Origin of the sequence: Nostoc sp. (genome assembly GCF_036919675.1) — a bacterium.
Taxonomy (GTDB): Bacteria; Cyanobacteriota; Cyanobacteriia; order Cyanobacteriales; family Nostocaceae; genus Nostoc.
Window position 1 is genome coordinate 13,857 of the sequence record NZ_JBALCP010000106.1, and the last position, 26,126, is coordinate 39,982.

Consider the following 26,126-nt stretch of genomic DNA (forward strand, 5'->3'; position numbering starts at 1 on the left):
AAAATAATGTTAACAGCTTATTTGATGCGTATTGAAAAAGTGTAAAAAATTTGTCTTCCCTTTCCTACTTTTCCTACCTTTCCTACTTTTCCTACTTAAGTTCTAAGAGAGGACTTCAAAAAACTAACTTTTTTTATTTGACATCTAAATCTATTCTCTTAAGACATCAATTTTACGATCGCCCAATATTTTGCACCACAATTACAGAGTCTGTTTGTAAATCCTGGTATATCCTTAGCACTCATCCGTCATTCTCAAAAATAAAGGTTAGCATAACAATCCTAGATGTGTAATATTTTTTTATGTTTTGATTTTTTAAGTTTTTATTGTCAAATAATATGATGAATATGATATTTTTGAATTAGGATAAATTCAGATAAACTTGCAAAATTAAATACTCAGTGAATTAGCCGGAATAAATTAATATTTAGTATATTTTTGGAGTCATATTTTTAGCAAAAAAACAGCAATAATTGATACAAGTTAAAAATTAAAAAAACTGATATTTATTACAACTTAAACAAAAAATAATAGAGACAATGGGGGCAGAAGAAAAACCTGTTAATTTGCGCTCGGAGACGAATAATGGTAGCGATCGCACAAAACGTTCAACATCGCCTAACTATACAAACTGTAGAAATTGCCCCTAATACAACGGCGATTCGCTCTCTTGATTGGGATCGCGATCGCTTCGATATCGAATTCGGATTGCAAAACGGTACAACCTATAATTCATATCTAATTAGGGGTGAACAAACAGTTTTGATTGATACTTCTCACCAGAAGTTTCGTGATCTGTATTTAGAGACTCTAAAAGGTCTTGTCAACCCCAAAACAATTGATTATATAATTGTCAGCCATACAGAGCCAGACCATAGCGGCTTGGTGGAAGATGTTCTCCAGTTAGCTCCTAGAGCTACCGTTTTAGCCTCAAAAGTTGCGCTTCAGTTTTTGGAAGGGTTAGTCCACGATCCTTTTAGTAAGCGGGTTGTGAAAACTGGCGATCGCATAGATATCGGCAAAGGACACGAAATCGAATTCGTGAGTGCGCCTAACCTGCACTGGCCGGATACAATCTTTAGCTTTGACCGAAAAACCCAAACCCTTTACACCTGTGATGCTTTTGGGATGCACTTTTGTGACGATCGCACCTTCGACGAAGATTTAGAAGCGATCGAAGCTGACTTTAGATTTTACTACGACTGCTTGATGGGCCCTAACGCTCGTTCTTTGGTGAATGCCATGAAGCGGATGGGTGAACTAGGGAAGATTAATATTATCGCCAACGGTCACGGGCCATTACTATACCACCACCTAGATGTTTTAACCGGGTGCTACGAAAATTGGAGCCAAAAACAAGCTAAAGCAGAAACAACAGTTGGCATGTTTTTTGTCTCAGATTATGGGTATAGTGAGCGCCTTGGTCATGCAATTTCTGAGGGTATACTGAAAACTGGGGTTGGGATAGAAGTACTGGATCTAAGTACTGCTGAGAGCCAAGAAATCCAGGAACTAGCCGGGAGAGCAGCTAGCATCATTATTGGTATGCCTCCGACTACAAGCGCCGCCGCCCAAGCTAGTATCAGTTCATTGCTAGCTGTCGCCAAAAACAAGCAAATGGTTGGGCTGTTTGAATGTTACGGTGGGGATGATGAACCCATTGATACACTCCGCAGAAAATTTCTCGACTCTGGCATCAAAGAAGCTTTCCCAGCTATTCGGATTAGAGAGGCTCCTACCGCATCAACATTCCAGCTGTGTGAAGAAGCGGGTAAAGACTTGGGACAATTGTTGGTGCGCGATCGCAACATCAAGCACATCAAGTCCCTCGACGTTGACATGGAAAAAGCGCTGGGTCGGATTAGTAGTGGACTATATATAGTCACCACGAAAAAAGAAAATGTGTCAAGTGCAATGCTGGCATCCTGGGTAACGCAAGCGAGTTTGCAACCCTTAGGATTCACAATTGCCGTTGCTAAAGACCGCGCCATTGATTCCTTAATGCAAGTAGGCGATCGCTTCGTCCTCAACGTTTTGGAAGAAGGCAATTATCAAGAATTGAAAAAGCACTTTCTCAAGCGCTTGCATCCTGGTGCTGATCGCTTTGCTGGGGTGAAAACTCAAACCGCGAAAAACGGCTCCCCGATTCTAACTGATGCTCTGGCATACATGGAATGTGAAATACAGACCAGCATGGAATGCAGCGACCACTGGATTTTATACTGCACCGTTGAAGAAGGTCGTGTTTCCAAAAACGATGGACTGACAGCCGTTCGCCATCGCAAAGTAGGTAATTACTACTAAGAATTGGGCATAGGGCATGGGGTATGGGTTATTTCTCCTTATTCCCAATGCCCAATGCCCAATTGCCAATGCTCAATTGCCAATACTTCGGCTTCTCTACGAGACGCTCTTGCGTTCGCTCAGTACAAGTGCCCAATGCCCAATTCCCCAAATTTACCCAACAGCTATGACCAATTCCAAGCCACGCGACGTACAAGTTCTACCAATTGCTACAAATAGTAAGGCGATCAGAGCACGTAGTTGGTCACGTCTGCGGTTTGAAATTGAATACGCACTTGAAAGAGGTACTACCTCCAATTGCTATTTAATTGAAGCTGATAAAACCGCACTTATTGATCCACCCCCAGAAAGCTTTACCGAAATTTATTTAGAGGCATTGCGGCAGACTTTAGATTTGCAACGTTTGGATTATATAATCCTGGGTCATTTTAATCCTAACCGAGTTGCAACCCTCAAAGCAATTTTACAACTGGCACCACAGGTAACTTTTGTCTGTTCTCTTCCCGGTGCGAACAATTTGCGTGCTGCTTTCCTAGACCACGATCTGAAAGTCTTGGTGATGCGAGGGAAAGAAACTCTGGATTTAGGCAAGGGTCATGTTTTAAAATTCTTCCCCATTCCTAGTCCACGTTGGCCAGAAGGACTTTGTACCTACGACCAGCAAACCCAAATTCTCTACACAGATAAGTTATTTGCAACTCATCTTTGTGGTGATGAACTATTTGATGATAATTGGGAAGCGCTCAAAGAAGACCAGCGTTATTACTTTAACTGCCTGATGGCTCCCCAAGCTCCTCATGTGCAAGCAGCTTTGGAGAAAATATCAGATGTGCAGGTGAGAATGTATGCTGTGGGTCACGGACCCTTGGTACGCACCAGCTTAATCGAGCTTACCAAAGCTTATGGAGAATGGAGTCGTGCTCACAACGATCGCGAGATTTCCGTTGCCCTACTTTATGCTTCAGCTTACGGGAATACGGCGACTTTAGCACAGGCGATCGCTCTGGGATTAACTAAAGGTGGAGTCGCAGTCAAATCGATTAACTGCGAATTTGCCACCCCTGATGAAGTTCGCATCAACCTAGCACAGTCAGACGGTTTTATTATCGGTTCTCCTACCATTGGTGGTCATGCGCCAACTCCTATTCATACTGCTTTAGGGATTGTGCTATCGAGCGGTGACAATAGCAAACTTGCTGGGGTCTTTGGTTCCTATGGCTGGAGTGGCGAAGCATTTGACTTAATTGAAGGTAAACTCCGGGATGCTGGATATCGCTTTGGCTTTGACACCCTGAAGGTCAAGTTTAAACCTGATGATGTCACTCTCAAGTTCTGTGAAGAACTAGGTACAGACTTTGCCCAAGCACTGAAAAAGGCGAAAAAGGTACGCGTACCACAACAAGCCGCTACTCCAGTGGAACAGGCTGTCGGTCGGATCGTTGGTTCCGTTTGCGTGGTTACAGCTAAACAAGGAGAAGTGTCTACGGCAATGTTAGGCGCTTGGGTTTCTCAAGCCACCTTCAACCCACCTGGACTAACTGTTGCGATCGCCAAAGACCGAGCGATCGAATCTTTGATGTATCCAGGCGGTAAGTTTGCCTTAAATATTCTACCTGAAGGCAATCATCAAGACTACATGAAACATTTCCGTAAATCTTTCGCGCCTGGGGAAGATAGATTTTCCAACTTTAGTACAGCAGTTGCAGATAACGGTTGTACCATCCTCACTGATGCATCAGCATATTTGGAATGCTCAGTCAATCAACGTCTGGAATGTGGCGATCATTGGGTTGTGTATGCAACTGTGGATGAAGGTAAATTACTCAAGCCCGATGCTGTTACTGCCATCAACCATCGTAAAACAGGCACTCATTATTAGATAATGAGAAATTTAACCTAACGAAACCGCCTTAGCTTGAATATAGCCAAGGCGTTTTATGACAAAAATTCTCTTTTTTATTGTGGGATGGGCAAGATGCTTATCCCAGTTTTTTTGTCGATATGTAGAGTCCGCCCAAATAAATTTTAGTGATCTACGAGGTTATCTATCTTTAGACAGATGTTCGAGGTTTTTAAGTTTCAGATTATACACAATATACTTTGAGATTACAAAACCATCTATTGTTTTAAAGGGACTCCGACAATACTCTGGTAGATTTCTGAAGTGAAGAACCACTGGCTAGAAAGTGTCTCAAGTGCGATCGCTTAGTGCAGCTGACGAAACGGCTGTTGCTGGCGCATTGCCTAGTCTATGTCCAACAGTAGGAACATCGAGTCAAAGGTTGTTTCTGCCCTACGGTGAAATTTTCATCACCTAAATACCAGAGTAATCAAGGAGTCTCAGCCTAGTGAATCCCAATGACAGCAGCATTGCAACGCTATCAATGGTACAGACTTCTTAGTACAAGTCACCGCCAAAAAAGGTCAGAAAAGAGTCAGATATTTTTTGTAACGTGTCACTGTAAATTTTCTACTGGCTCCTGGTCAAATCGACGCATCAACTCTAGCAAGGCTTCCTGGTCTGGTTTCTGTCCATCCTGAAGTAGGGAAGCCAAGTCCTCAAAATACTTTTCGCGTTCCCCACCTGGAGAGAACATAATCAGTAACTTTGCAGGTTTTGTTCCCCGGTTAGCAAATGTGTGTGGCGTATTGCGAGGAACAAGTACAAATGTTCCTGGTTGACCTTGGACAATCCGGTCTCCAGCTTGGATTTCGACTTCTCCCTCCAGAACATAAAACATTTCCTCCATCTGACGGTGAAGGTGTAGTTGTGGTGTAGTTCCTCCTGGTTGTATTAAGTATTCAAATAAACCTAAATGACCATGAGTATCAGCACCAACTGCTTTAAATATTACGTCTGTATTACTTATGGTTAAGTAATTACTTTCCCCTGGTGCTAATATAATCTCTTTAACAGGTAAAGTCATAATAATTAACGTTTCTCCCTAGATGCCGCAGGTAAGCCAAAAAATTGATGGTATTTTTTACTCATGACACTATCAGTCTCAAAAATCATACTACAAGATATTAACCAAGTAAGGGATAGTGGCTGGGATATGCGATCGCAGCTTAATTTGGGCACCTTTTTTATGGTGACCTGTACTTAGGCAGCTCCGTCAGCAATGCAGGGGACATCAACGGCGGCGGCTTCGAGTGTACGCCCCTAGCAACGTTATCTGTAGCATGAATTTCGTGAAATGGTATGACTTTTCATGGGATGTGGAATCAGAAAAATGGTGCGTGCAATTTCAGTATTAAAGCGGAAACAACATAAATTCACTTACTGAAATTCCGCAATTGCCACCAAGACAATTGTAGAAACGCAGTGTAGCCTTTAACTAGAAAAACAGTATCAGGGAGTTGCTAGACAAAATGCCAACTAGTAGTTTGCCAAACCAAAATTGCTGGGTTTGGGCTGGGGAAGGGGGAAAGGTTAAAGGAAAAGGGGCTAAAAACCTTTTCCCCTTACCCTTTAAAGAGCCAAGTTCCATTGGCTAACTACTAGTGCCACTAAACTTTTATAATATTTTGTTGTTCTTATGACTCCAAAACACACCAAAATTAAATTTCCCCTTTGGCAGTATCTGAACCAGCCTTTATTTAGTCACGATCCTAAATTAGTATTGAATCCCCATCGCTTTGCATTCATCTGGCGTCTTCGACTTCTAGAACGCTGCTGGACTAAAGAATGTGATGCCAAAGGGCCTCAACAGCATTAGATACCTGAAAAGCCGTAAACTAAGCCTCGTCTACAGAACGAGGCTTTTTGCCGTCAAGTAAAGCACTGACAGTCATATCTCCCATGACATTAATCGCGGTGCGGCAGCGATCCAAAAACCAATCTACAGTAACTAGCAAAGCGATGTACTGGGTAGGTAAGCCTACAGAAGTGAACACTAGTGTCATCGTTACCAGTCCAGCATTAGGAATATTTGCCGCACCTACGGATGCAAAAATCGAGGTAAGGATGACAATTAACTGCTGTCCCAGACTCAGATGTTGTCCAATTAGTTGGGAAATATATAACGCAGACATTGCTTCATAGAGGGCAGTGCCATCATTATTGAAATTTGCCCCGACTAATGCCCCCAAGGCAGCAGAAGATTCCCTTAAACCGACTTTTGTTTGCAAAACCTCAAAGGTTACGGGCATTGCCGCCGCAGAGGAAGAAGTAGAGAAAGCTGTCAAAAAGGCATCAGAACCGCCAGCTAGAAATTTTAACGGATGTACCCAAGAACCAAATTTTACTCTAGTGAGGTAGTAGCACGCCTGCAATACCAATGCTAACAGCACCGCCACGATGAATGCACCCAAAGATTTAAACGGTGCAAAGCCCTGCATAGCAATAGTTTTAGCTACAATCCCAAAGACTGCGAACGGCACTAAGGCAATTACCCAGTTGAGGATACGGGCTACCGCTTCAAATAAAATCCCGATGACATCCTCAATTGGCTGGTATCCGTTCTTGCCTTGAGTGATTTGTTCAGATTTTAATCCTCGCAGGACGATGCCAAAACTCAGGGCAATCACAATCAGTTGGATGACGTTATTATCAACTAATGGCTTGAGGACAGCTTCCGGTACAGCATCTTTGAGTATTCCCCAAGGGTCAAGACTCTGAGGAGTTGTTTCTGTACTTATTGGGGTGGTTACATTGCCCCAAGTTCCTGGACGCAGCACATTCGCGACCAAAAGTCCCACTAAAATAGCTACGGTAGTGTTAGTTAAAAGTAGCACTGCCAGCCGCCGTCCGGCTGTACCGGGGATATTCGTAGTCATTAAGGTATGCAGCACCGCTACCAGAATCAGAGGCGTAGCTAGGGCGCGGAGAGCCTTTAACACCAATTCTGCCGGAATTGCTAAATTATTGATTAAAGTGGCATTGCTGGGATTGGGATTCCCCGCCCCAAGGGCAATTCCGACGCTGACTGCTACTACTAGGGCGATGAGAATTTGCAATGTGAGAGGGATACGCTGCCACCAAGGGCTAGCTTTGGTTTCAGGCGAAGTAGTACTCTCTGTTTGACTCATTAGTTAGATGCTGATTAACTGCTGTAACTATTAAAACAACACTTATGATAGTGACAATTTCGGAAAAAGAACAGCTTGAATTTTGGTTAAAAACTGTTAATCTAAGATTCCGTTGCTTTGCAAAATCTAGCTCGAAAGGGTATACCACAAGGTAGGCCCCTAGAGATATCTTGGCTTGTGGTTGGAGATGCTTATGTCCTTTGTCCCTTTACATATTCACAGTGACTACAGTCTGCTCGATGGGGCAAGTCAGCTACCAGAGTTGGTGGATCAAGCGATCGCACTGGGAATGAAAGCGATCGCCCTTACTGATCATGGCGTCATGTATGGGGCCATTGAACTGATCAAAATCTGCCGTAGTCAAAATATTAAGCCGATTATCGGCAATGAAATGTATATAATTAATGGCGATATTGAAAAACAAGAACGCCGTCCGAAATATCATCAAGTCGTTTTAGCTAAAAATACCAAAGGTTACAAAAATTTAGTCAAATTAACCACAATTTCTCACCTCAAAGGTGTTCAAGGCAAAGGAATTTTTTCTCGCCCTTGTATTAATAAAGATTTACTAAAAGAATATCATGAAGGGTTGATTGTCACCAGTGCTTGTTTGGGTGGAGAAATTCCCCAAGCAATTCTTAGTAATAGACCAGATGCAGCCAGAAAAGTTGCTCAGTGGTATAAAGATGTATTTGGTGATGATTATTATCTAGAAATTCAAGACCACGGCTCACAGGAAGACCGGATTGTTAATGTTGAAATAGTCAAAATTGCGCGAGAACTAGGGATTAAATTTGTTGCTACCAATGATTCTCATTTTATTTCTTGTTTCGACGTTGAAGCCCACGATGCTTTGCTATGTATTCAGACTGGCAAGCTAATTATTGAAGATAAGCGGATGCGTTATAGTGGCACAGAGTATCTCAAATCTGGTGAGGAGATGCAGCAGCTATTTCGTGACCATTTGCCAGATGATGTGATTGCAGAAGCGATCGCCACTACTGAAGAAGTCGCTGATAAAGTCGAGCCTTACTATATTATGGGTGAGCCTCAGATCCCTACACCCCCCATTCCCTCTGGTCATACTGCTGACACTTACGCCGAAGATGTTGCATGGAACGGACTTTTAGAACGGTTAAATCGTAAATCCCGCAATGAGGTTGATTCCGTCTATAAAGAAAGATTGGAATACGAACTAAAAATGATTCAGCAAATGGGTTTTTCCAAATACTTTTTAGTTGTATGGGACTACATCAAATTTGCTAGAGATAATAACATTCCTGTGGGGCCCGGTCGGGGTTCGGCGGCTGGTTCATTAGTTGCCTATGCAATGCGAATTACCAACATTGACCCTGTGCATCATGGGCTACTATTTGAGCGTTTTTTGAACCCAGAACGGAAATCCATGCCTGATATTGATACGGATTTCTGTATTGAACAAAGAGATAAAGTTATTGAATATGTAACTGATAAATATGGTGCAGATAAAGTTGCCCAAATTATTACCTTTAACCGCCTAACTTCTAAAGCAGTTTTGAAAGATGTCGCCAGAGTCTTGAATATTCCCTACGGAGAAGCTGACAAAATGGCGAAATTAATTCCTGTAGTGCGGGGAAAACCAACGAAACTCAAGGTGATGATTTCTAATCAAACCCCAGAACCACAGTTTAAAGAGAAATATGATAAAGAACCGCATGTTCGCCATTGGCTTGATATGGCGATGCGAATTGAAGGAACTAACAAAACTTTTGGTGTTCATGCAGCAGGTGTGGTAATTTCTGCCGATCCACTTGATGAAATTGTCCCGTTACAGAAGAATAATGATGGTTCCGTGATTACCCAGTATTTTATGGAAGACCTGGAATCAATGGGTTTGTTGAAAATGGATTTTCTGGGTTTACGGAACCTGACGCTGATTCAAAATACCCTTGATTTAATTCAAGAAACTAAAGGATATCGTGTTGATCCTGATGAAATCACCCACCAAGAGAGAAAAGCCCAAAAGATATTAGCTAAAGGTGAACATACCACTCTGCCAAAAGATGTGCAAAAAACTTATGAACTATTAGAAGCAGGTGAGTTAGAAGGGATATTTCAATTAGAATCTTCTGGAATGCGTCAGATTGTGCGAGATTTGAAGCCTTCTAATATAGAAGACATTTCTTCGATTTTGGCACTTTATCGACCGGGGCCATTAGATGCGGGATTGATTCCTAAATTTATCAACCGCAAACATGGGCGAGAAAATATTGATTATCAACACACTATTCTAGAACCAATATTAGACGAAACTTATGGAATTATGGTCTATCAAGAGCAAATCATGAAAATTGCTCAGGATATGGCTGGATATTCCTTAGGACAAGCTGACTTGTTGCGTCGGGCGATGGGTAAAAAGAAAGTTTCTGAGATGCAAAAGCAGCAAGAAAAATTCGTGGATGGTGCAGCTAAAAATGGTGTTCAGAAAAAAGTTGCAGATGAATTATTTGAGCAAATGTTGAAGTTTGCTGAATATTGTTTAAGCTATGACACGGAAATATTGACAGTAGAATATGGATTAATGCCGATTGGGGAAATTGTCGAAAAACGCATTGAATGTACTGTGTACAGCGTTGATAATAATGGAAATATTTACACACAACCTGTAGCACAGTGGCACGATCGCGGACAACAAGAGGTGTTTGAATATTGCTTGGAAGATGGTTCAGTGATTCGGGCAACAAAAGACCATAAATTTATGACTGTTGATGGTCAAATGTTACCAATTGATGAAATATTTGAACGGGAATTGGATTTGATGCGGGTAGGGGGTTTACCGGAATAAGAGCAAGGGGAGCAGGGGGAGAATAACAAATGACAAATTAAGCTGGTTGATGACAAACAGCTTCTATGCGATATCCGTCAGGATCAATCACAAAAGCGGCATAATAGTTGGGGTGGTAATGAGAACGCAATCCAGGCTTGCCATCGTCCTTAGCTCCTAAAGCGATCGCTTGTTGATAAAAAGCATCCACCGCAGGGCGATTATCAGCCGCAAATGCCAGGTGAAAGCCCTTGGATACCTCATGGGTAAACTCTCGACGATTCCCAATCCAAAACATCGGGTAAGTACCAGCACTATAAGCAGCAGTGTCAGGTAAATTAAATAGGCGCTTGACGCCTAACGGCGCAAGCACAGCATCATAGAAGGCTAGACTGCGTTCTAAACTACTCACCCCAAAGGATAGATGGTCAAACATAAGCTCTAATTTTTAGAAACACTACTCACACTTACAATATTTTTCAGCAAAAAGGCATTTAAACAGCGATCGCTTATGAACCCTCCTCAAGAAGAAGGTAAAAATATTCTTTCTCAAGTTGGTTAAATAGACTTTTATAACGCTTACGTAGTTCTTAAGCTTGAGAACCTTCTTTTGGAATCCCTTTTGCCTTAAAGTAGTCTGGGTCATGTATAGAATAAATTTCTTGATATGCCTCCCAAGCATTAAACTTTGAAGCATTAATCCTATCTACAACCATTGTATTAACTTCTAAGGCTGTGATGTCAGAAACTAATGTCTGTACAGAAAATACTAAATTGTTTAACAAGCCTCTAGCTTGGTTTTGAATATCTTGAGGTTGAGCAGCATTTCGGTTTCGAGTCTGAATACCATTTCGGTCTTTAATTTGAATTTCATTAGACATAGTGTCACACTCTCACAGTTCTGACTAATCTGGCTGTAGTGTTGTCTTAATAGCTAGATATAAGCAAATGAACCTAACGATTTAGCTAGATTACTCTAGTTTAAATGGGTAATTAACAAAGAATGCTTAAAGTTCTGACTTTTTGCGATGTTTCACGATTTCCATAAAAAATCCATACAATTTTTCTACCCTTTCTATATTCTTGTGAATGATCTCCCGACCGTCTTTAACTTGAGTTAAATGAAATTCACGAATTTCTTTATAAAGTCCACTATCAGTAAATTTACTACCAATTTCATTTTGGATATCGCCACTAACAAAATTAATTCGGGTATATATTCGATTGCCTGGTTTGGCAACTTCCATCTCATTTTGTGGCTGGTCAGATGACTCTGCTACCCAAGTAGTGATTTTTAAATCAATGGCTTCAACGATTACTGTTTTGATGGCATCAATAATTTCGTCAACATCAAGTCCCTTTTTCTCAGCATTAAGATTAGTAACTATTGTTTTAAAGTCACTACCTTTTGCCTGAATGGATAGACCATTATTTTCCAAGTTGTTCGTAACTACAGTATTTAGCATAAGATTAAGGAGCGAAAGGTCTAATTCCGAACAAAGTATTATTTTAAATAATGTTGTAAATTTTACTGCGCTTACTTAAGAAGACTAAGTAATATCAAAGGAATTTAATAAGTTAAGAACTTGTCGCTCAAAAAAAGTAAAGCTAGATTTCTACGAGCTAATTTCATCTCAAAAAAGAAAATAATTTTTTAGATGCGGTAAAGAAGGAAGCGTAAATTATACTTAGCATACTTGCATAATTGAAGCATAGCATAATACTAAGTATTTGTTACCGAATTTGCCGAGCTACTTGTTTTTGATTTCTCTTGAGGAAAGATAGGCTTGTTCACTGTTAGTCGTTACTAAAGGGTAGGTAACGGCTTGATGGATACTCTCGTGTGTAAGCGACTGTAACTATATAGCTGAGTAATTTTTCAAGAAGTATATTATATACAATGAGTTGCTTCTGCCTGGGAAGACAAGAAAAATATGTTGTTGTCGCGTAAAGCCATTGCTACACCTTTTGTAATTTGTGTGTGTATTTTAGGAGTCGGCTTGATTCAATTCCCCCAATTGCAAAAACTGATAAATAGCAAACAATCTGCTTCTTTAGAAACTCTAGAGAAAGAAATAAAATCAGAAAATATCCGTCTGAATTTTCTTAAGAAAATGCCTACTTTTGGTTATGATAATTTCATTGCAGATTTGGTATATATCAATTTTTTACAATATTTTGGAGACGATGAAGTTCGGGATAAAACAAGTTATAGTTTAAGTCCAGAATATTTTGAAGTCATTCTAGAACGTGACCCGCGATTTTTGGAAGCGTATCGCAGTCTTTCCATCAGTACTTCATTGTATGCTGCTATGCCAGAACGTGCGATCGCACTATCAGAGAAAGGTTTAAAATCACTATCTCCCTTCGTTCCCAAAAAGTCTTATTACGTGTGGCGTTACAAAGGAATTGATGAGTTATTATTTTTAGGCAATGCTCAAGCTGCCCAAAAGTCTTTTGCAACGGCGGCAAACTGGGCTAGTAACTTTTCAGATGCAGAGAGTCAGCTTATAGCTAATACTTCCCAAAAAACTGCGGAATTTCTGAGTCGAAATCCTAACAGTAAATATGCTCAGATTGCTACCTGGTCAATGGTTTTAAATAATCAAGTTGATGAAAAAACTCGAAAACGAGTAATTAGGGAAATTGAAAATTTGGGAGGAAAAGTAATTACAACACGTGAAGGTACTCATAAAATTTTATTTCCTCCAAAGGATTAAATTATTATTAATAGCATTTTCCTCCAAGAGAGAGAAAGTTTTACAAAATTGCGAGATTATCGATAACTTGAGAAAGTAATATGAGTACGCATAATATTTTCAGGAGCAATACTGATGTCAATACAATTAGGAGAATCTGACTTTCAAATATTAAAGTGTTTTCCTGTTATGTCCCAGTTGCGTCCTCACCTTGAGCAGGCTAAGTTTGTAGAACAAGTTCGATATCAAATGAAAGAAGGATATAAACTTGTATTCTGGGAAGTAGAGCAGCAAGCTGTGGCAGTGGCTGGATTCCGCATTTATACGTGTTTAGCATCAGGAAAGTTTTTATATATTGATGACTTAGTTGTTGATGAGTTAAAGCGGTCACAAAGTTATGGTAAACAGTTATTTCAGTGGCTAATTGAATATGCAATAAATCATGACTGTGAATACCTGAGTCTTGATTCTGGCGTTCAGCGATTTGCAGCTCACAGGTTTTATCTCATGCAGCGCATGAGCATTACAAGTCATCACTTTGGAATAGAGTTGTAGCGAGAAGCAATCTGGTTGTGAAAAATGATATTTTTTGGTATAGCGGCAAATTAATTGAGTCCCGAATTTTAGAGTTAGACATTAATGATCCGGGTTTACTTTATGGGGCGACTGTTTTTACAACACTGCGGGTTTATCAGAACTCGCTAGATAGTAATTTAACTAATTGGCAAGCACACTGTGATCGCCTACTTTTCTCGGTACAATCTTTTGGTTGGCAGCAACCCGATTGGAATCGTGTGCGTCAAGGCGCCGAAATTCTCCGGGCACACTTTCCCGTTCTCAGAATTACCCTTTTTCCCGATGGCCGGGAGTGGATAACTGGCAGATTCTTGCCAGAGGATTTGACAGAAAAACAAAAAAGTGGTATTAAATGCGCCGTTGCTAATTGGGAATTTTATCGCTCTCTCCCCTCTCATAAAACCGGAAACTATTTGAGTACTTGGTTGGCAAAAACTAGCTTAGATGCTCAAGAAGCAATATTAGTCGATGCTGTAGGAAATTGGCTAGAAACCAGCACAGGCAACCTTTGGGGATGGTACGATCGCAGTTGGTGGACGCCGCCAATAAAGGCAGGAATTTTGCCAGGAATTGTGCGATCGCAACTTGTAAACTGGTTGCAAAACCACCAGCAGCCGGTGCTAGAGGAACCTTGGACGGTCGAGTTAGTCCAGAGATTTGAAGCGATCGCCTACACTAATAGTGTGGTAGAAATTATTCCCATTCATACCGTTCATCAGCCCACAGGGTCGCTACAATATAATCCCTACCATCCTAGTTTTCTGCAAATAAGGGAGCTTTTTGTAGCATCATAGCCACGCCACTTTGTTACACTTAAGATAAGTTAACATAATTCTTAATAATGACCTCTCGCAACAGAGACGCTAGGCGATGGCGCAAAGCGCCCGCTGAGAGCTAACGCGCCAAAAATACCGGAGGATAGACCTTAGTGAATAAAAGATGGAGAAATGCGGGGCTGTACGCGTTGCTGTTTATTGTCGTCATTGCGCTGGGAACAGCATTCTTTGACAAACAACCTCAAAGCAGAGAGACATGGCGATATAGCCGGTTTATTCAAGAAGTTCAACAAGGCAGAGTAGAAAAAGTCAGTTTGAGTGCAGATCGCTCTACAGCACTGGTTACAGCCAAATATGACGGAAATAAAAGGATTGTGACCTTAGTCAACGATCCAGACTTGATCAATACTCTGACTTCAAAAGGCGTTGATATTTCTGTTTTGCCCCAAAGCGATGAAGGATTTTGGTTTAAGGCACTAAGCAGCTTATTTTTTCCTGTATTGCTTTTGGTTGGCTTATTCTTCTTGCTACGTCGCGCTCAAAGTGGCCCAGGTAGCCAAGCGATGAACTTTGGCAAATCTAAAGCCAGAGTCCAAATGGAACCACAAACTCAGGTGACATTTGGCGATGTTGCTGGTATTGACCAAGCCAAGTTGGAATTAAACGAAGTCGTAGACTTTCTGAAAAACGCTGATCGCTTTACCGCAGTTGGTGCAAAAATTCCTAAAGGTGTGCTGTTAGTTGGTCCTCCTGGTACAGGTAAGACTCTCCTAGCTCGTGCTGTAGCAGGCGAAGCAGGTGTACCCTTCTTCTCGATCTCCGGTTCAGAATTTGTGGAAATGTTCGTCGGTGTGGGTGCATCCCGCGTCCGCGATTTATTTGAACAAGCTAAGACCAATGCTCCCTGTATCGTCTTCATCGATGAAATTGACGCCGTAGGTCGTCAGCGGGGTGCAGGTTTAGGTGGTGGTAACGATGAGCGGGAACAAACCCTCAACCAGTTGCTCACAGAAATGGACGGCTTTGAAGGCAACACAGGCATCATCATTATTGCCGCTACCAACCGTCCTGATGTCTTAGATGCAGCACTGTTGCGTCCTGGTCGCTTTGACCGTCAAGTTGTGGTAGACCGTCCCGACTATGCCGGACGTAGCGAAATTCTCAAGGTACATGCCCGTGGCAAGACCTTGGCAAAAGATGTGGACTTGGATAAAATTGCCCGTCGTACCCCTGGTTTTACTGGCGCAGATTTATCCAACCTGCTGAATGAAGCCGCAATTCTGGCAGCACGCCGGAATTTGACTGAAATTTCGATGGATGAAATTAACGACGCAATTGATCGCGTATTAGCTGGGCCAGAGAAGAAAGACCGGGTAATGAGCGAAAAGCGTAAAACCTTGGTGGCATATCACGAAGCTGGTCACGCTTTAGTTGGTGCTTTAATGCCAGACTACGATCCTGTGCAAAAAATTAGCATCATCCCTCGCGGTCGTGCAGGTGGTTTAACTTGGTTTACCCCCAGCGAAGACCGGATGGACACTGGTTTGTACAGCCGTGCTTATCTGGAAAATCAGATGGCTGTGGCTTTGGGTGGTCGAATTGCTGAAGAATTAATCTTTGGTGAAGAAGAAGTGACCACTGGTGCTTCCAACGACCTCCAACAAGTAGCACGGGTTGCGCGTCAGATGATCACCAGATTTGGGATGAGCGATCGCTTGGGCCCAGTCGCCCTTGGTCGTCAGCAAGGTAACATGTTCCTCGGACGGGATATCATGTCAGAGCGTGATTTCTCTGAAGAAACCGCTGCCGCCATTGATGAAGAAGTCCGCAAACTTGTGGATGTAGCCTATACACGCGCTAAAGAAGTGTTGGTACGTAACCGCCACATTTTAGATCAGATAGCGCAAATGTTGGTTGATAAAGAAACGGTAGACGCTGAGGAATTGCAAGAAATTCTATCGAATAACGATGTAACAACCGCTGCGTTTGCCTAATTTGATGAGTAGTTAAGAGTTAAGAACAATTCCTAACTTCTAACTTTTAAAATTCGGGGTAATTCTGGGATTTTCCAGAGTTACCCCAATTTTTTTTAACTCCTTGTCAAAAGCCCGGCCATCAAGGCCGGGCTTTTAATCCGAAATGGGGTTATATTCCCCGAAGGTTAGTTATAGAGTTTCAGTATAAATCCGTAGTCTGATAGAGACTACCACCTGAGCATAACCAATTCCGGAAAATTAGAAAAATTTTTCTAGATACACCCAAATAAAAAAACCTATAACTCAATACGCTTGGGTTAGAGCCACATGGGGAGCCACTGCGCCCAAGCGGTTTCCCGACGAGCCTTGCAAGTGGCGTTTGAGGAGCGAAACCAAACCTACACAGGCATTTGTTGGGTTTGACTACCCTACCTTAAGCCGCCTTTGGCGTCTACGTTCAACCCAACCTACAATTATCCTTAACTGAACTGTATTGAGCTATAACTCTGACTTAAAAAAGAAAAAAATAGAATTTAGTGATCATTAAGTAGATTAAAAATTTACATACGTATCTCCTGTTGCCGTCTTTCATAACTAGCAACTTGGATTATTTAGTGAAAACTAGAAATCAGGGTAATTCTGAGATTTTACAGAATTACCCCGATTGTTCTGAATGCAAAAGCATCGATACATTCTGTGGCGCACCCCTTATAGCGATCAAAAGTGTTCTCCTTTAGATAAACTTTCCGAATCTTGACATAACTAGCGTCAAGAGTGACTCGACACTCAACCAGTCGCCGATCTTAAAGTCTGGATGTCGGTTTTAAAAATAGCCACGCCACAAAGAACGTAGCCGCTGTGAATAGTTGCGTCAAATCCAAAGCAGATAGATAGCCATCTGCAAATGAAGCAATACTGCGATCGGTAATGCCAAATACCCAGGATGACAGTCCAAACAGCCAAATCCCATTCTTGAGATTTCCGACGAATTCCTTAGAGTCTGATGGTTTTTGGTCTTTCATGAGCTTCTGTTCTGTTGGTGAGAAATTTAGTGATTGATGCGAAATACCTGCCATTGGGAATTTTTCTGACTCCTGATGCTGAATTTACACTTCCTATTCATAATATTAATAAATATTTCAGCTACTTGACTTAGTTGCCCAAAGGTACATCTCCTAATATTGACATTCCTCCTTTGATTCTGTAACCTCTGATAGACGGCAATGTATTGAGTTGTCAGCATTACAGCGTTGAGTTTGAATGTTGAGATTACATTATCTTTAAATAACTATATAAATATTTATTTATAATAATGGTTAAATCCTCCATAGGATAGATGCATTTCAGAAAAAGCTTTATATTTCAATTGCGTGGATCTGTTGTAGTGGCTCACAGCTGTGCATTGGTGTCAACTTAAGGTGAAAGACTCCCATGAACTTGCTTTTAGAGATTGTCTCGTTAAGAGTCTCCGACTGGGAATGCCTACTCTTAGGCTCCGCCTTCCTTACTCGCGGCAGAGCCGCAATGAACAGCATTTCCAGCCTCTGGCTGGAAACGAGGTTTGAAAAGGGTTTTGCGCTTAAGTTGACACCAATGACAGCTGTGTACCACTAGGCGATGATCTAGATTTCTGGGTCAACCAAGCGCGTAGTGGGGCGACTTTGATACAAATCTTGAACTACTTGCCCAGCAGAAACTACAGCGACAAGGGCAATGATTGCAACAGGTAACAAACCTTTGCCTAAGATAGCGATCGCTAGCAGCACAACTGCACCTCCAAGTCGATACTGAGAACGAATTTTGCAATAACGGATCACCCCAAATCTGTGGAGAATGCTGACAGCTAGAGAGCATAATGCTACTGAACCACAGATGAGCCATCGCTGGGAATCAGGCAGTGCTAAAGTCGGCTTACTCAACAGGATTTGTTCTACACTAACTCCAGCAGCAGTAATCCCAATCACTAGCGGTAAATGGGTGTAGAGCCAGAGATTGACAACACCAACTTTTCCATGTGTCCGTGCCATCTTAATGGGTGTGCCACCCAGGTTATCAAAATAGACCCACCACCAGCTAAAAGCGATAATTAGACCAAATATGCCAGAAATCACGGTTAAAGTATCCCATTTCTGCTCAGAAACACCATTGACCACCGCGATAATTGCTTCGCCCAAAACAATCATGGTAAATAACCCGAAACGTTCCGGTAAGTGCGAGGCGTGGGGGAGTAACCCTAGTTGAAACCTGCGTGCTATTAGGGGTGTAGCAAAGTCAATAATGATTCCCAGTGCCCAGAATCCGAACCGCCAAGGAATGGGTACAGATGCTGATGCTAACCAGAACAAGGCTGCGATCGCAAAACCAATAGCGTAACGAGTGGTCAAAGGACGTGCGGAGGGGATATGTCTTCCAGCACGGAGGTACTCTATTACCAGTACAGCCCGACCGAGAGTATAGGAAATAGCAAAACCAGGGGAACTCTCACCCAAACCGTGGTGGATATTAATAGCCATTGCTGCTGCTGTCAGCATTTGTATACCAATCAGTAGCCGATGTCCCACATCATCGCTGTCAAAGCGGTTGGCGTAGAATGTAGTGCCAATCCATGACCACCAAACTGGTATAAATAAAACTACAAACCCAAATAATCCTGATAGAGAGATATCCTCGTTGAGATTGTGGGCGAGTTGAGAAACTGCAACTACAAAAACCAAATCATAAAACAGTTCTAGCCAAGTGGCTCGTCGTTCTTCTTCAGTGTCTTCACCAATGCGTAACCTTGGTGGTTGGAGAAAATTTGCCATAGTGCCAATTGCGAATCGCTAATTGTTTTTTACCATTAGCTGTAAGCAATTGGCTATCTATAGGACTCTTATTTGAGTTGTGAGAATTGCAAGCCGCAGATATCCGACTTCTCAAATAAGTCGGGGATCTTGTTTCTGCGCCTTTGATTCAGGATTGCTATAGCACATCTATTTGTTCAGATTTCCAGCTTTTTAGAAAAGTCGGGAATCTTGTTGTTCACGTTTGCTGATTTCGCAGCCAGCGCGATCGCATGACTCCTATTTCCAAAATTGGAAATGTAGTTTCCGCTCATGACGATGCTGGACTAGCTAACTTGGACTTATTCTTTTAGTTGAGAGACAAAGAGAAAATATTGCAGTCACAGAACTATATAATCAAAAAAGTATTTTTCTAGGAATTTTATGATTAACAAGAAGAATATTATGAGTAAATATGATTATATTGTCATTGGTGCAGGCTCGGCGGGCTGTGTTGTCGCCAATCGTCTAACAGAAGACGGTAAAACTACTGTGTTATTACTCGAAGCAGGCAATCCGGCTAACTTACCAGAGCATCAAGTTCCTTCAGACTGGATAAAACTATGGGGCACTGAGGCGGACTGGGCATATTTTACGGAAGAAGAACCACACTTAAATAACCGCAAAATCTATTGTCCGCGCGGGAAAGTCTTAGGTGGCAGCAGTTCGATCAACGCCATGATTTATATTCGAGGCAGTCGGTATGATTATGACTACTGGCAGGAGTTAGGAAATCCGGGTTGGAGTTACCAACATGTGCTGCCATACTTCAAGAAATCTGAAAACCAGCAGCGTGGCGTATCCGAATTTCATGGGGTTGATGGATTATTGAGTGTGACAGATCCCATTGCTCCAGGCGTAACATCACAACAGTTTGTGGAAGCAGCGGCTGCACTTGGCTATGGGCACAATCCTGATTTCAATGGCGTACAACAAGAGGGAGCCGGACTTTATCAGTTGACAGTCAAAGATGGTAAGCGGCACAGTACGGCTGCGGCATTTCTATTGCCAATTCTTGAACGCCCCAATTTAACACTCACTACTAGTGCATTAGTGACTCGGTTACTGTTTGAGGGAACACTCACTATTGGAGTGGAGTATCTGCACCAGGGAACGATACACCAAACTTTTGTGAATCAAGAAGTGATTCTTTCTGCTGGCGCCTTCGATTCGCCCAAACTGCTGATGCTCTCTGGGATTGGGAATGCAGAACAGCTGCGATTGCTAGACATTCCTGTAGTCGTTGATTTGCCCGGTGTCGGTCAGAATCTCCAAGATCACCTTCGAGTCAGCGTGGCATACCAAGCCACTCAGGATATACAACCTGCCCCAACTAGCAATATCGCAGAAGCTGGATTGTTCCTACATACTGAAAGTCGTTTAGATGTTGCACCAGATTTACAGTTTCACTTTGGCCCTATTTTGTGGGCACATCCTGCTTATGCCCGCGAAGGTCCAGGATTGGGAGCTACAGTCTCTGTGACTAATCCCCAAAGTCTTGGTAGTCTCACTCTGCGTTCCGCTTCTCCCAAAGACCCACCGATAATTCGGATGAACTATCTTCAGAATGAATCCGATTTACAAAAGCTGCTTGCAGGGATCAAAATTATTCGAGAGATATTCCACTCAGATGTATTTGATCAGTTCCGAGGTGAGGAAGCTGCTCCCGGTGATGATCATAAAAGTGATGAAGCACTCCTAGCTTACATCCGGGAAACCTGCGATAGTATATACCACCCTGTCGGCACTTGCAAAATGGGAATAGACTCCGATTCAGTGGTAGATTCCGAACTGCGGGTACATGGTGTTGAAGGGTTGCGTGTGGTGGATGCTTCAATTATGCCAACTCTCACTACGGGAAACACCAACGCACCCACAATTATGATTGGCGAAAAGGCAGCGGATTTAATTAAAGCTGCCAATCGGATTTTATACGCAAGTGCCGTTAGCAATTAGCCCAGACGCGGAGCGGCCTGTCGTCAGACATCGCTCTACCTAAATATTACTTCAGCGAATTCGATGCTCGATCAGACTATCTGCATCAGGGTGGATTGTAGCCTGAGAATTTCTAAGCATTACAATTATCTTTGAGGGTATTCCCTAGAGGCAATCTATGGCCATACTTTGACAACACATATCAACAGCGATCGCATGGTAGGAGTCGCTACCTTATCCCAATAGAAATATCAGTCTATTGAACCTCGGCGCTTTATCGGCAACTTGTAGTATATGCAGTCTAGTAATGATCTCCGCAGGCTCTAGACGTCTGGTGAAGTCTGGCTCAACAAACTTATAGGCTGTACCAACGGCAGCAATCACGTAGGTAGCTTAGGTTCTGATTTTAAAGCGGGCGATGGGACTCGAACCCACGACGATCACCTTGGGAAAGTGAGATTCTACCACTGAATTACACCCGCGAATTGCTGCCATAAACTTGGGCTTAAAATGAATCATACCACTATTTGCAGCTGTTTTCAATTGGCTAGAACATACACTGTTTTGGCAACTGCTGATGTATGAGTTCTGTGGCTGTTCATATTGGGAAATTTTTTAGCTAGCTGATGACCGCACTTACTCCCATCTTTAACTAAAGAACAATGTCCTCACCTCGCTCGGTGAAGCGAACCTCTTTAATATTCCATTGGGCATTACTCGTTAGGGTTTTGCGGAGACTGCCAAACAGAGCAAACTGTTCACAACTAGAAAGAGAAGTTATTTGCCGCTTTGACTCAGGAGATATTCGCAAATCAACTGTAGCAATGCCATTTTTGATATTGACACGATACCCAGACAAGCTAAAGTCGCTTGTATCTCGTTTTTCTAAGATTTTACCCACTACATTTTTCACTGGTTCCTCGGCTGGTACTGAAACCTTTTCTGGAATTAGTTTTTGGCATTGAGTATCACTTGTGTATACTGTGACTTTGGTAGTTTTGCTAGTGGCAGCTTTAGAAGTTGGTGAGGAAGGCGTATTTTCCTTAGGAGATTCTTGATTGGAAGATTTTTCTCTCAACTGAGCTACGCTAGGAATCTGGCTGGGAGTCTGAGACGATAAGCTATTCGTTAGTGTTGGGGTAGGGGATGCCGTTCTGCTATCAATATTACCAGCGGTGGGGTTAGAACTACAACTGCTGAGGCTGACAACCATTGCCACAAAAATAAAAGGTAAAAAATATCTCTTGGTTGTGTTCATAAACTTTGCTTACAAGTGATGTTGCTGCTATCAATTTCAGTGTTGCTGGTATCAATTCCGCATAAATTTGTAAATTATCAGCCAGTCTATAAAGTGTCAACCTGAAATCTGTTAAGGTCAAGGATTATACTATACACAGATTGCTATTGCACTGGACTATCAAAATACGTGTGATTTCTCTCGCCAGTTTCGTCAGCACCACAGACTTTATTCCAAAACTTGGAGAAAACAGCAACAAATTTTTCAGCATTCAGAAGCGCGAAGCTACAATTGATCAAAAATTGTGGTTCGTTAGAAAAACTTGTGTCTTTAGGTTGCTGAATTAAAAGCAAATTACTAGTTTTCACTACTTTTTTGCTTAGTCAACTCCTGCACTAATAATTGCACACCCAAAGCCAACAAACCAATTGCTACTATACCAAATATCCCGCTTCCTAAAGCAACTACACCAACAACCAGAGTCCGAACAGCAGAAGAAATCTTCACGACCAATGGATTAATTGAATGGATCGGTTTAGTAGCGAAATTTGTGGCGATCGCAATCATCAGCGAATACACTGCATATCCCATTCCTCCAGAAATCACTGCCCCAGTTAAACAGCGTAACGGACTCGTTGCCGACTGTATTTTAGTATCCGTTTGTGGTGTTAAATTTTGCTCATTCATACCATTTTAGATTTTACATTTTGGATTGGGTCATTAAGAATAGTTCTTGTCTATTCTTTATACTTCATTAACGAAAAAGAATTATTTAAACAGACGATGCCACTTTAATACCATGTGTGATTGTTCGAGTTACAAACAATTCTAAGTCCTGATCAATAATTGCTTCCCTTACTTGCAGCAAAACTAGTTCTGCCTGCTGTTGAGACTCAAAAAGAGCAAATACTGTTGGACCAGAACCAGACATCATTGTTCCTAAAACGCCTTCTTTATTTGCGAATACTTCTCGCAGTTGCAAGACTTGGGGATAGGCTGGCAATACCACACGCTCTAAATCATTGTGCAGTTTTTGGGCAATTTCTCCCGCATCTTTATCCAGGACAGCTTTTACTATTGTTCCTGAATGAACTGCATTAGCACGCGCTACCAAGTTATCGCTATCTCTAATATAAGAATTACCAAACTGCTCTCGATAGGTTTTGTATGCCCAAGCCGTGGAAACTTCCAAACTGCGGTATTTTCCCAATACTACATATATATTATCTAAACTCGGCAGGGGAGAAAGTTGCTCACCCCTACCTGTTGCGATCGTAGTTCCACCCGCTACACAAAATGGTACATCTGAACCAAGTGTGCCTCCCAACTCCTCTAATTCTGACTGAGTTAATCCCAATTTCCACAGTAAATTTATCCCTACCAACACAGCTGCTGCATTCGTCGAACCCCCAGCCAACCCAGCAGCTACAGGAATCTGCTTATTGACGGTAATCTCAACACCCCCATATTTGGCAAAGGCTTCGGGAAATTGCCTCGCCATTAATTCTGCTGCTCGGTATGCCAGATTACTTTTATCTGTCGGTACTTGTGGGTGGTTGCAGTGAACACGGATGCTGTCAATGCTGATGGAACGCAGATCAATTTGGTCTGCAAGTCCGATACTTTGAAGTATCATGGCTAACTCATGATAGCCATCAGGACGATTGCCAATGATTTCCAGATACAAGTTGATTTTGGCAGGGGCAATTAGGCTGTAGGAATGCATTTTGAAAGTTAGAAGTTAGGGGTTATGGGTTGCTAGTTGGGAATGGGTGAATTTTGGGTTTTGAATCAAAGCAATAATCTGTACACTCTTAACTCCTCATTCCTCACTTTTAACTCCTAACTCATTTGCTAGGATTACCCATTGCTGAACACTGAGGTCTTCGGCTCTGGCTTGGGGATTTATTTTTAATTGTTTCAGTAAGTGGATCAGGCGATCGCGTTCAATAACAGATTGCAAATTATTTCGTAACATTTTGCGCTTGGCACCAAACCCCAACTTTAAAAAGTTATCTAACCGTCTTGGGTCAAGTGCTGCTATTTCAATTTTTCGGGGACATAATCGTACTACTGCTGAATCAACTTTTGGCGGTGGATGGAATGCAGCCGCTGGAACAGTGCAAATTAACTCACACTCAGCCAAATACTGTACCCGCACGCTCAACGCTCCAAAGGCTTTTGACCCTGGTTTAGCATACAACCTTTCTGCTACTTCTTTTTGTACGAGTAACACTATTGAGTCAAATGGTTCGGGATTGGGGTTGGCGATCGTACCCAGTAGTTTCTCGATGATTGGCCCTGTAATGTTGTAAGGAATATTGGCTACTACTTTATTTGGCTTTTGGAAATTGGGAAAAGCTACTAGATGAGATGGTAAATCCAGGGTGAGAAAATCGCCTTGCAGCAGTAAAAAATTTTCAGTCTTACCCAGTTGCTTTGCCAATAGTTCGCATAAGTCGCGGTCTATTTCAACTGCAACCAGAGATTGCACTAGGGGTAATAAACGACGAGTCAGAATGCCGGTTCCAGGTCCAATTTCCAGGATGCGATCGCCCTTGGCGTTGGCAAAGCCATCGCTTTCTGTACACTCTGCTGCTTGAATAATCGCGTCGAGTGCCTTTTCACTTTTGAGCCAATGCTGAGCAAAGACCTTACGCGGTCGGATCATCTGTATTTATTGCCTAGTTTAGTTTTTACCTTTTTATCAAAAATTCATTTGTTTAGAGTCAATGGGCGATATTACCTGCCGCACTTCTCTGGTTTCGACCAATCTTAAAACTTAATTATTACTTTTGATTAATTTTATTGATTTTATATTGACACAAAAATACTTTTATCGATTTTAAAAAGCAAAGTGCCCCCTTTTTAAGTCCAGGGCTGTTTCATCCTTGAAAAGTCCCTGATTTATAAGCATGTAAGCCAAAAATCAGCTGGTTAAAAAGTATGATTGGACAATTATCATGGCGATCGCACTTAGATTTTTGGAGTTATGGCAATAATTTTTATTTGTCCCACTTCTTTAAATTTCTTCCTGATAATTTTGATAAAATCCCTATCTTTACCTACCTTATCGATTGTGAAATCCCTTTACAGTGCTAGACTCACTGTAACGAACCTTCCCATGAGCGGCTGCCTATCTTCGTAGCGGTGGCGATAGCCCAGCCTTTTCAAGTACTTGAGTCTCAGTACGACCTTCACTTGTAGGATGGGGGTCTTAAACAGCAAGCTCGATAATGGTTATGCTTTTATCTTATATACTTCTGACTTTCGCCTCTGATCTGGAAAACCTCACTTCCATTCCTTTCTCCTACTGTAGAGAGGCTTTGAATCCTCCCCCAACCCTATAAAGCTTGGGAACTGGGGGTTAGGTTTCGCTCTCTTGTTTTGCATGTCTTGTGAAAAGTCAGATATAGTTTGGCCATTTGGATTCGGGATAAATCCCTCCAGCAAGACTGACTCCTGTCTTGTAAGATAAACACGATCTAAATCCCCTAACCTGGATTAGATGGTGTTTCGGGGACACTAACTACCAATTTGCACCATTAAAACATCAGCATTGAGCCACTTATTTCCGTTTATCTCCTGCTGTTTAACCTATTTCCCTGAAAGTACTGCCAGTCAAGCAATTTGTGCCATTATAAAAAAAGATTGTTTTACCCCTTGACAAACTAGAGAAAGACTAGCTACTCTAGTTAAGTGCGAAGGCGAAAGAAGCCAACGACGCGCTGAACCTAAAAAACATAATACCTTGAAAGCTTAAGAAATAACCAATCCTCGTCAAACAGATTCTATCTTTGGGATTTACCAAAGAAATAGTCGAAATTATAACTAGGATTCCGAAAAATAAGTTTTTCGGAGCCACAAACTCGAAACAAACCAAAACGGAGAGTTTGATCCTGGCTCAGGATGAACGCTGGCGGTATGCTTAACACATGCAAGTCGAACGGTGTCTTCGGACACAGTG

General features: G+C 42.0%; 21 protein-coding genes, 1 tRNA gene and 1 rRNA gene. 11 read left to right on the forward strand and 12 right to left on the reverse strand.

What is annotated here, in order from left to right; translation table 11 throughout:
- Positions 1 to 585: 585 nt before the first annotated feature.
- The 3 genes from V7K49_RS24275 (at position 586) to V7K49_RS24285 (ending at position 4,622) form a co-directional block, all read left to right on the forward strand.
- Entirely contained in the window at positions 586 to 2,304 is a 1,719-nt protein-coding gene (locus V7K49_RS24275) for a diflavin flavoprotein (RefSeq protein WP_335207875.1), read from the forward strand.
- Positions 2,305 to 2,470: 166 nt separating this feature from the next.
- Complete coding sequence (locus V7K49_RS24280; RefSeq protein WP_334865185.1) at positions 2,471 to 4,183, forward strand: diflavin flavoprotein; 1,713 nt, start codon at positions 2,471 to 2,473, stop codon at positions 4,181 to 4,183.
- Positions 4,184 to 4,490: 307 nt separating this feature from the next.
- Positions 4,491 to 4,622 (forward strand): hypothetical protein, encoded by a 132-nt coding sequence (locus V7K49_RS24285; protein WP_335207876.1) that lies wholly within the window; start codon positions 4,491 to 4,493, stop codon positions 4,620 to 4,622.
- A gap of 138 nt (positions 4,623 to 4,760) precedes the next feature.
- Here the strand turns inward: V7K49_RS24285 and V7K49_RS24290 are convergent, their stop codons facing one another.
- On the reverse strand, positions 4,761 to 5,231 hold the full coding sequence (locus V7K49_RS24290) for a cupin domain-containing protein (RefSeq protein ID WP_335207878.1): 471 nt from the start codon (positions 5,229 to 5,231) through the stop codon (positions 4,761 to 4,763).
- Between the two features lie 612 nt (positions 5,232 to 5,843).
- Between V7K49_RS24290 and V7K49_RS24295 the strand changes: the two genes are divergently transcribed.
- A complete protein-coding gene (locus tag V7K49_RS24295; RefSeq protein WP_273762300.1) occupies positions 5,844 to 6,023 on the forward strand; it encodes a hypothetical protein in 180 nt (59 codons plus the stop codon).
- Between the two features lie 19 nt (positions 6,024 to 6,042).
- On the opposite strand, the gene V7K49_RS24300 is transcribed toward V7K49_RS24295, so the two are convergent.
- Positions 6,043 to 7,335 carry a dicarboxylate/amino acid:cation symporter gene (locus V7K49_RS24300; RefSeq protein ID WP_335073762.1) on the reverse strand — a complete coding sequence of 431 codons (1,293 nt, stop codon included), beginning with the start codon at positions 7,333 to 7,335 and terminating at the stop codon, positions 6,043 to 6,045.
- A 193-nt stretch (positions 7,336 to 7,528) separates the two neighbouring features.
- Here V7K49_RS24300 and V7K49_RS24305 point away from each other — a divergent pair, with 193 nt between their 5' ends.
- Positions 7,529 to 10,159: a DNA polymerase III subunit alpha gene (locus V7K49_RS24305; RefSeq protein ID WP_335207880.1), complete on the forward strand. Its 2,631-nt coding sequence runs from the start codon at positions 7,529 to 7,531 to the stop codon at positions 10,157 to 10,159.
- Positions 10,160 to 10,196: 37 nt separating this feature from the next.
- Here V7K49_RS24305 and V7K49_RS24310 read toward each other — a convergent pair whose 3' ends face one another.
- From V7K49_RS24310 to V7K49_RS24320, 3 genes are all read right to left on the reverse strand, one after another.
- Entirely contained in the window at positions 10,197 to 10,574 is a 378-nt protein-coding gene (locus V7K49_RS24310) for a VOC family protein (protein WP_335207882.1), read from the reverse strand.
- Positions 10,575 to 10,728: 154 nt separating this feature from the next.
- Entirely contained in the window at positions 10,729 to 11,019 is a 291-nt protein-coding gene (locus tag V7K49_RS24315; protein ID WP_335207883.1) for a hypothetical protein, read from the reverse strand.
- Positions 11,020 to 11,145: 126 nt separating this feature from the next.
- A complete protein-coding gene (locus tag V7K49_RS24320; RefSeq protein WP_335207884.1) occupies positions 11,146 to 11,604 on the reverse strand; it encodes a hypothetical protein in 459 nt (152 codons plus the stop codon).
- Between the two features lie 468 nt (positions 11,605 to 12,072).
- On the opposite strand from V7K49_RS24320, the gene V7K49_RS24325 reads away from it, so the two are divergent.
- From V7K49_RS24325 to ftsH3, 4 genes are all read left to right on the forward strand, one after another.
- A complete protein-coding gene (locus V7K49_RS24325) occupies positions 12,073 to 12,858 on the forward strand; it encodes a hypothetical protein (protein WP_334873451.1) in 786 nt (261 codons plus the stop codon).
- 114 nt (positions 12,859 to 12,972) lie between these two features.
- Complete coding sequence (locus tag V7K49_RS24330; protein ID WP_335207886.1) at positions 12,973 to 13,392, forward strand: GNAT family N-acetyltransferase; 420 nt, start codon at positions 12,973 to 12,975, stop codon at positions 13,390 to 13,392.
- A gap of 29 nt (positions 13,393 to 13,421) precedes the next feature.
- The gene (locus V7K49_RS24335) at positions 13,422 to 14,207 is read left to right on the forward strand and encodes an aminotransferase class IV (RefSeq protein WP_442948688.1); all 786 of its coding nucleotides are present in this window, start codon (positions 13,422 to 13,424) and stop codon (positions 14,205 to 14,207) included.
- A gap of 134 nt (positions 14,208 to 14,341) precedes the next feature.
- Positions 14,342 to 16,183, forward strand: a complete 1,842-nt coding sequence (gene ftsH3 / locus V7K49_RS24340; protein WP_298908992.1) for an ATP-dependent zinc metalloprotease FtsH3 — start codon at positions 14,342 to 14,344, stop codon at positions 16,181 to 16,183.
- Between the two features lie 785 nt (positions 16,184 to 16,968).
- Here the strand turns inward: ftsH3 and V7K49_RS24345 are convergent.
- Complete coding sequence (locus tag V7K49_RS24345) at positions 16,969 to 17,187, reverse strand: hypothetical protein (RefSeq protein ID WP_273762292.1); 219 nt, start codon at positions 17,185 to 17,187, stop codon at positions 16,969 to 16,971.
- 600 nt (positions 17,188 to 17,787) lie between these two features.
- Positions 17,788 to 18,969 (reverse strand): low temperature requirement protein A, encoded by a 1,182-nt coding sequence (locus tag V7K49_RS24350; RefSeq protein ID WP_335207890.1) that lies wholly within the window; start codon positions 18,967 to 18,969, stop codon positions 17,788 to 17,790.
- A gap of 423 nt (positions 18,970 to 19,392) precedes the next feature.
- Here V7K49_RS24350 and V7K49_RS24355 point away from each other — a divergent pair, with 423 nt between their 5' ends.
- The gene (locus V7K49_RS24355; RefSeq protein WP_335207891.1) at positions 19,393 to 20,943 is read left to right on the forward strand and encodes a GMC family oxidoreductase; all 1,551 of its coding nucleotides are present in this window, start codon (positions 19,393 to 19,395) and stop codon (positions 20,941 to 20,943) included.
- A 389-nt stretch (positions 20,944 to 21,332) separates the two neighbouring features.
- Here V7K49_RS24355 and V7K49_RS24360 read toward each other — a convergent pair.
- The 5 genes from V7K49_RS24360 to rsmA form a co-directional block, all read right to left on the reverse strand.
- Positions 21,333 to 21,404, reverse strand: a tRNA-Gly gene (locus V7K49_RS24360).
- A gap of 170 nt (positions 21,405 to 21,574) precedes the next feature.
- Positions 21,575 to 22,180, reverse strand: a complete 606-nt coding sequence (locus V7K49_RS24365; protein WP_334873440.1) for a sporulation/spore germination protein — start codon at positions 22,178 to 22,180, stop codon at positions 21,575 to 21,577.
- A 336-nt stretch (positions 22,181 to 22,516) separates the two neighbouring features.
- Positions 22,517 to 22,846, reverse strand: coding sequence for a DUF3082 domain-containing protein (locus V7K49_RS24370; RefSeq protein WP_334873439.1), 330 nt, complete (start codon positions 22,844 to 22,846; stop codon positions 22,517 to 22,519).
- An 85-nt stretch (positions 22,847 to 22,931) separates the two neighbouring features.
- The gene (gene ispE, locus V7K49_RS24375; RefSeq protein ID WP_334873437.1) at positions 22,932 to 23,885 is read right to left on the reverse strand and encodes a 4-(cytidine 5'-diphospho)-2-C-methyl-D-erythritol kinase; all 954 of its coding nucleotides are present in this window, start codon (positions 23,883 to 23,885) and stop codon (positions 22,932 to 22,934) included.
- Positions 23,886 to 23,981: 96 nt separating this feature from the next.
- The gene (gene rsmA, locus V7K49_RS24380) at positions 23,982 to 24,830 is read right to left on the reverse strand and encodes a 16S rRNA (adenine(1518)-N(6)/adenine(1519)-N(6))-dimethyltransferase RsmA (RefSeq protein ID WP_335207893.1); all 849 of its coding nucleotides are present in this window, start codon (positions 24,828 to 24,830) and stop codon (positions 23,982 to 23,984) included.
- 1,210 nt (positions 24,831 to 26,040) lie between these two features.
- Here rsmA and V7K49_RS24385 point away from each other — a divergent pair.
- Positions 26,041 to 26,126: ribosomal RNA gene (locus V7K49_RS24385) — 16S ribosomal RNA — on the forward strand; the annotation flags it as partial.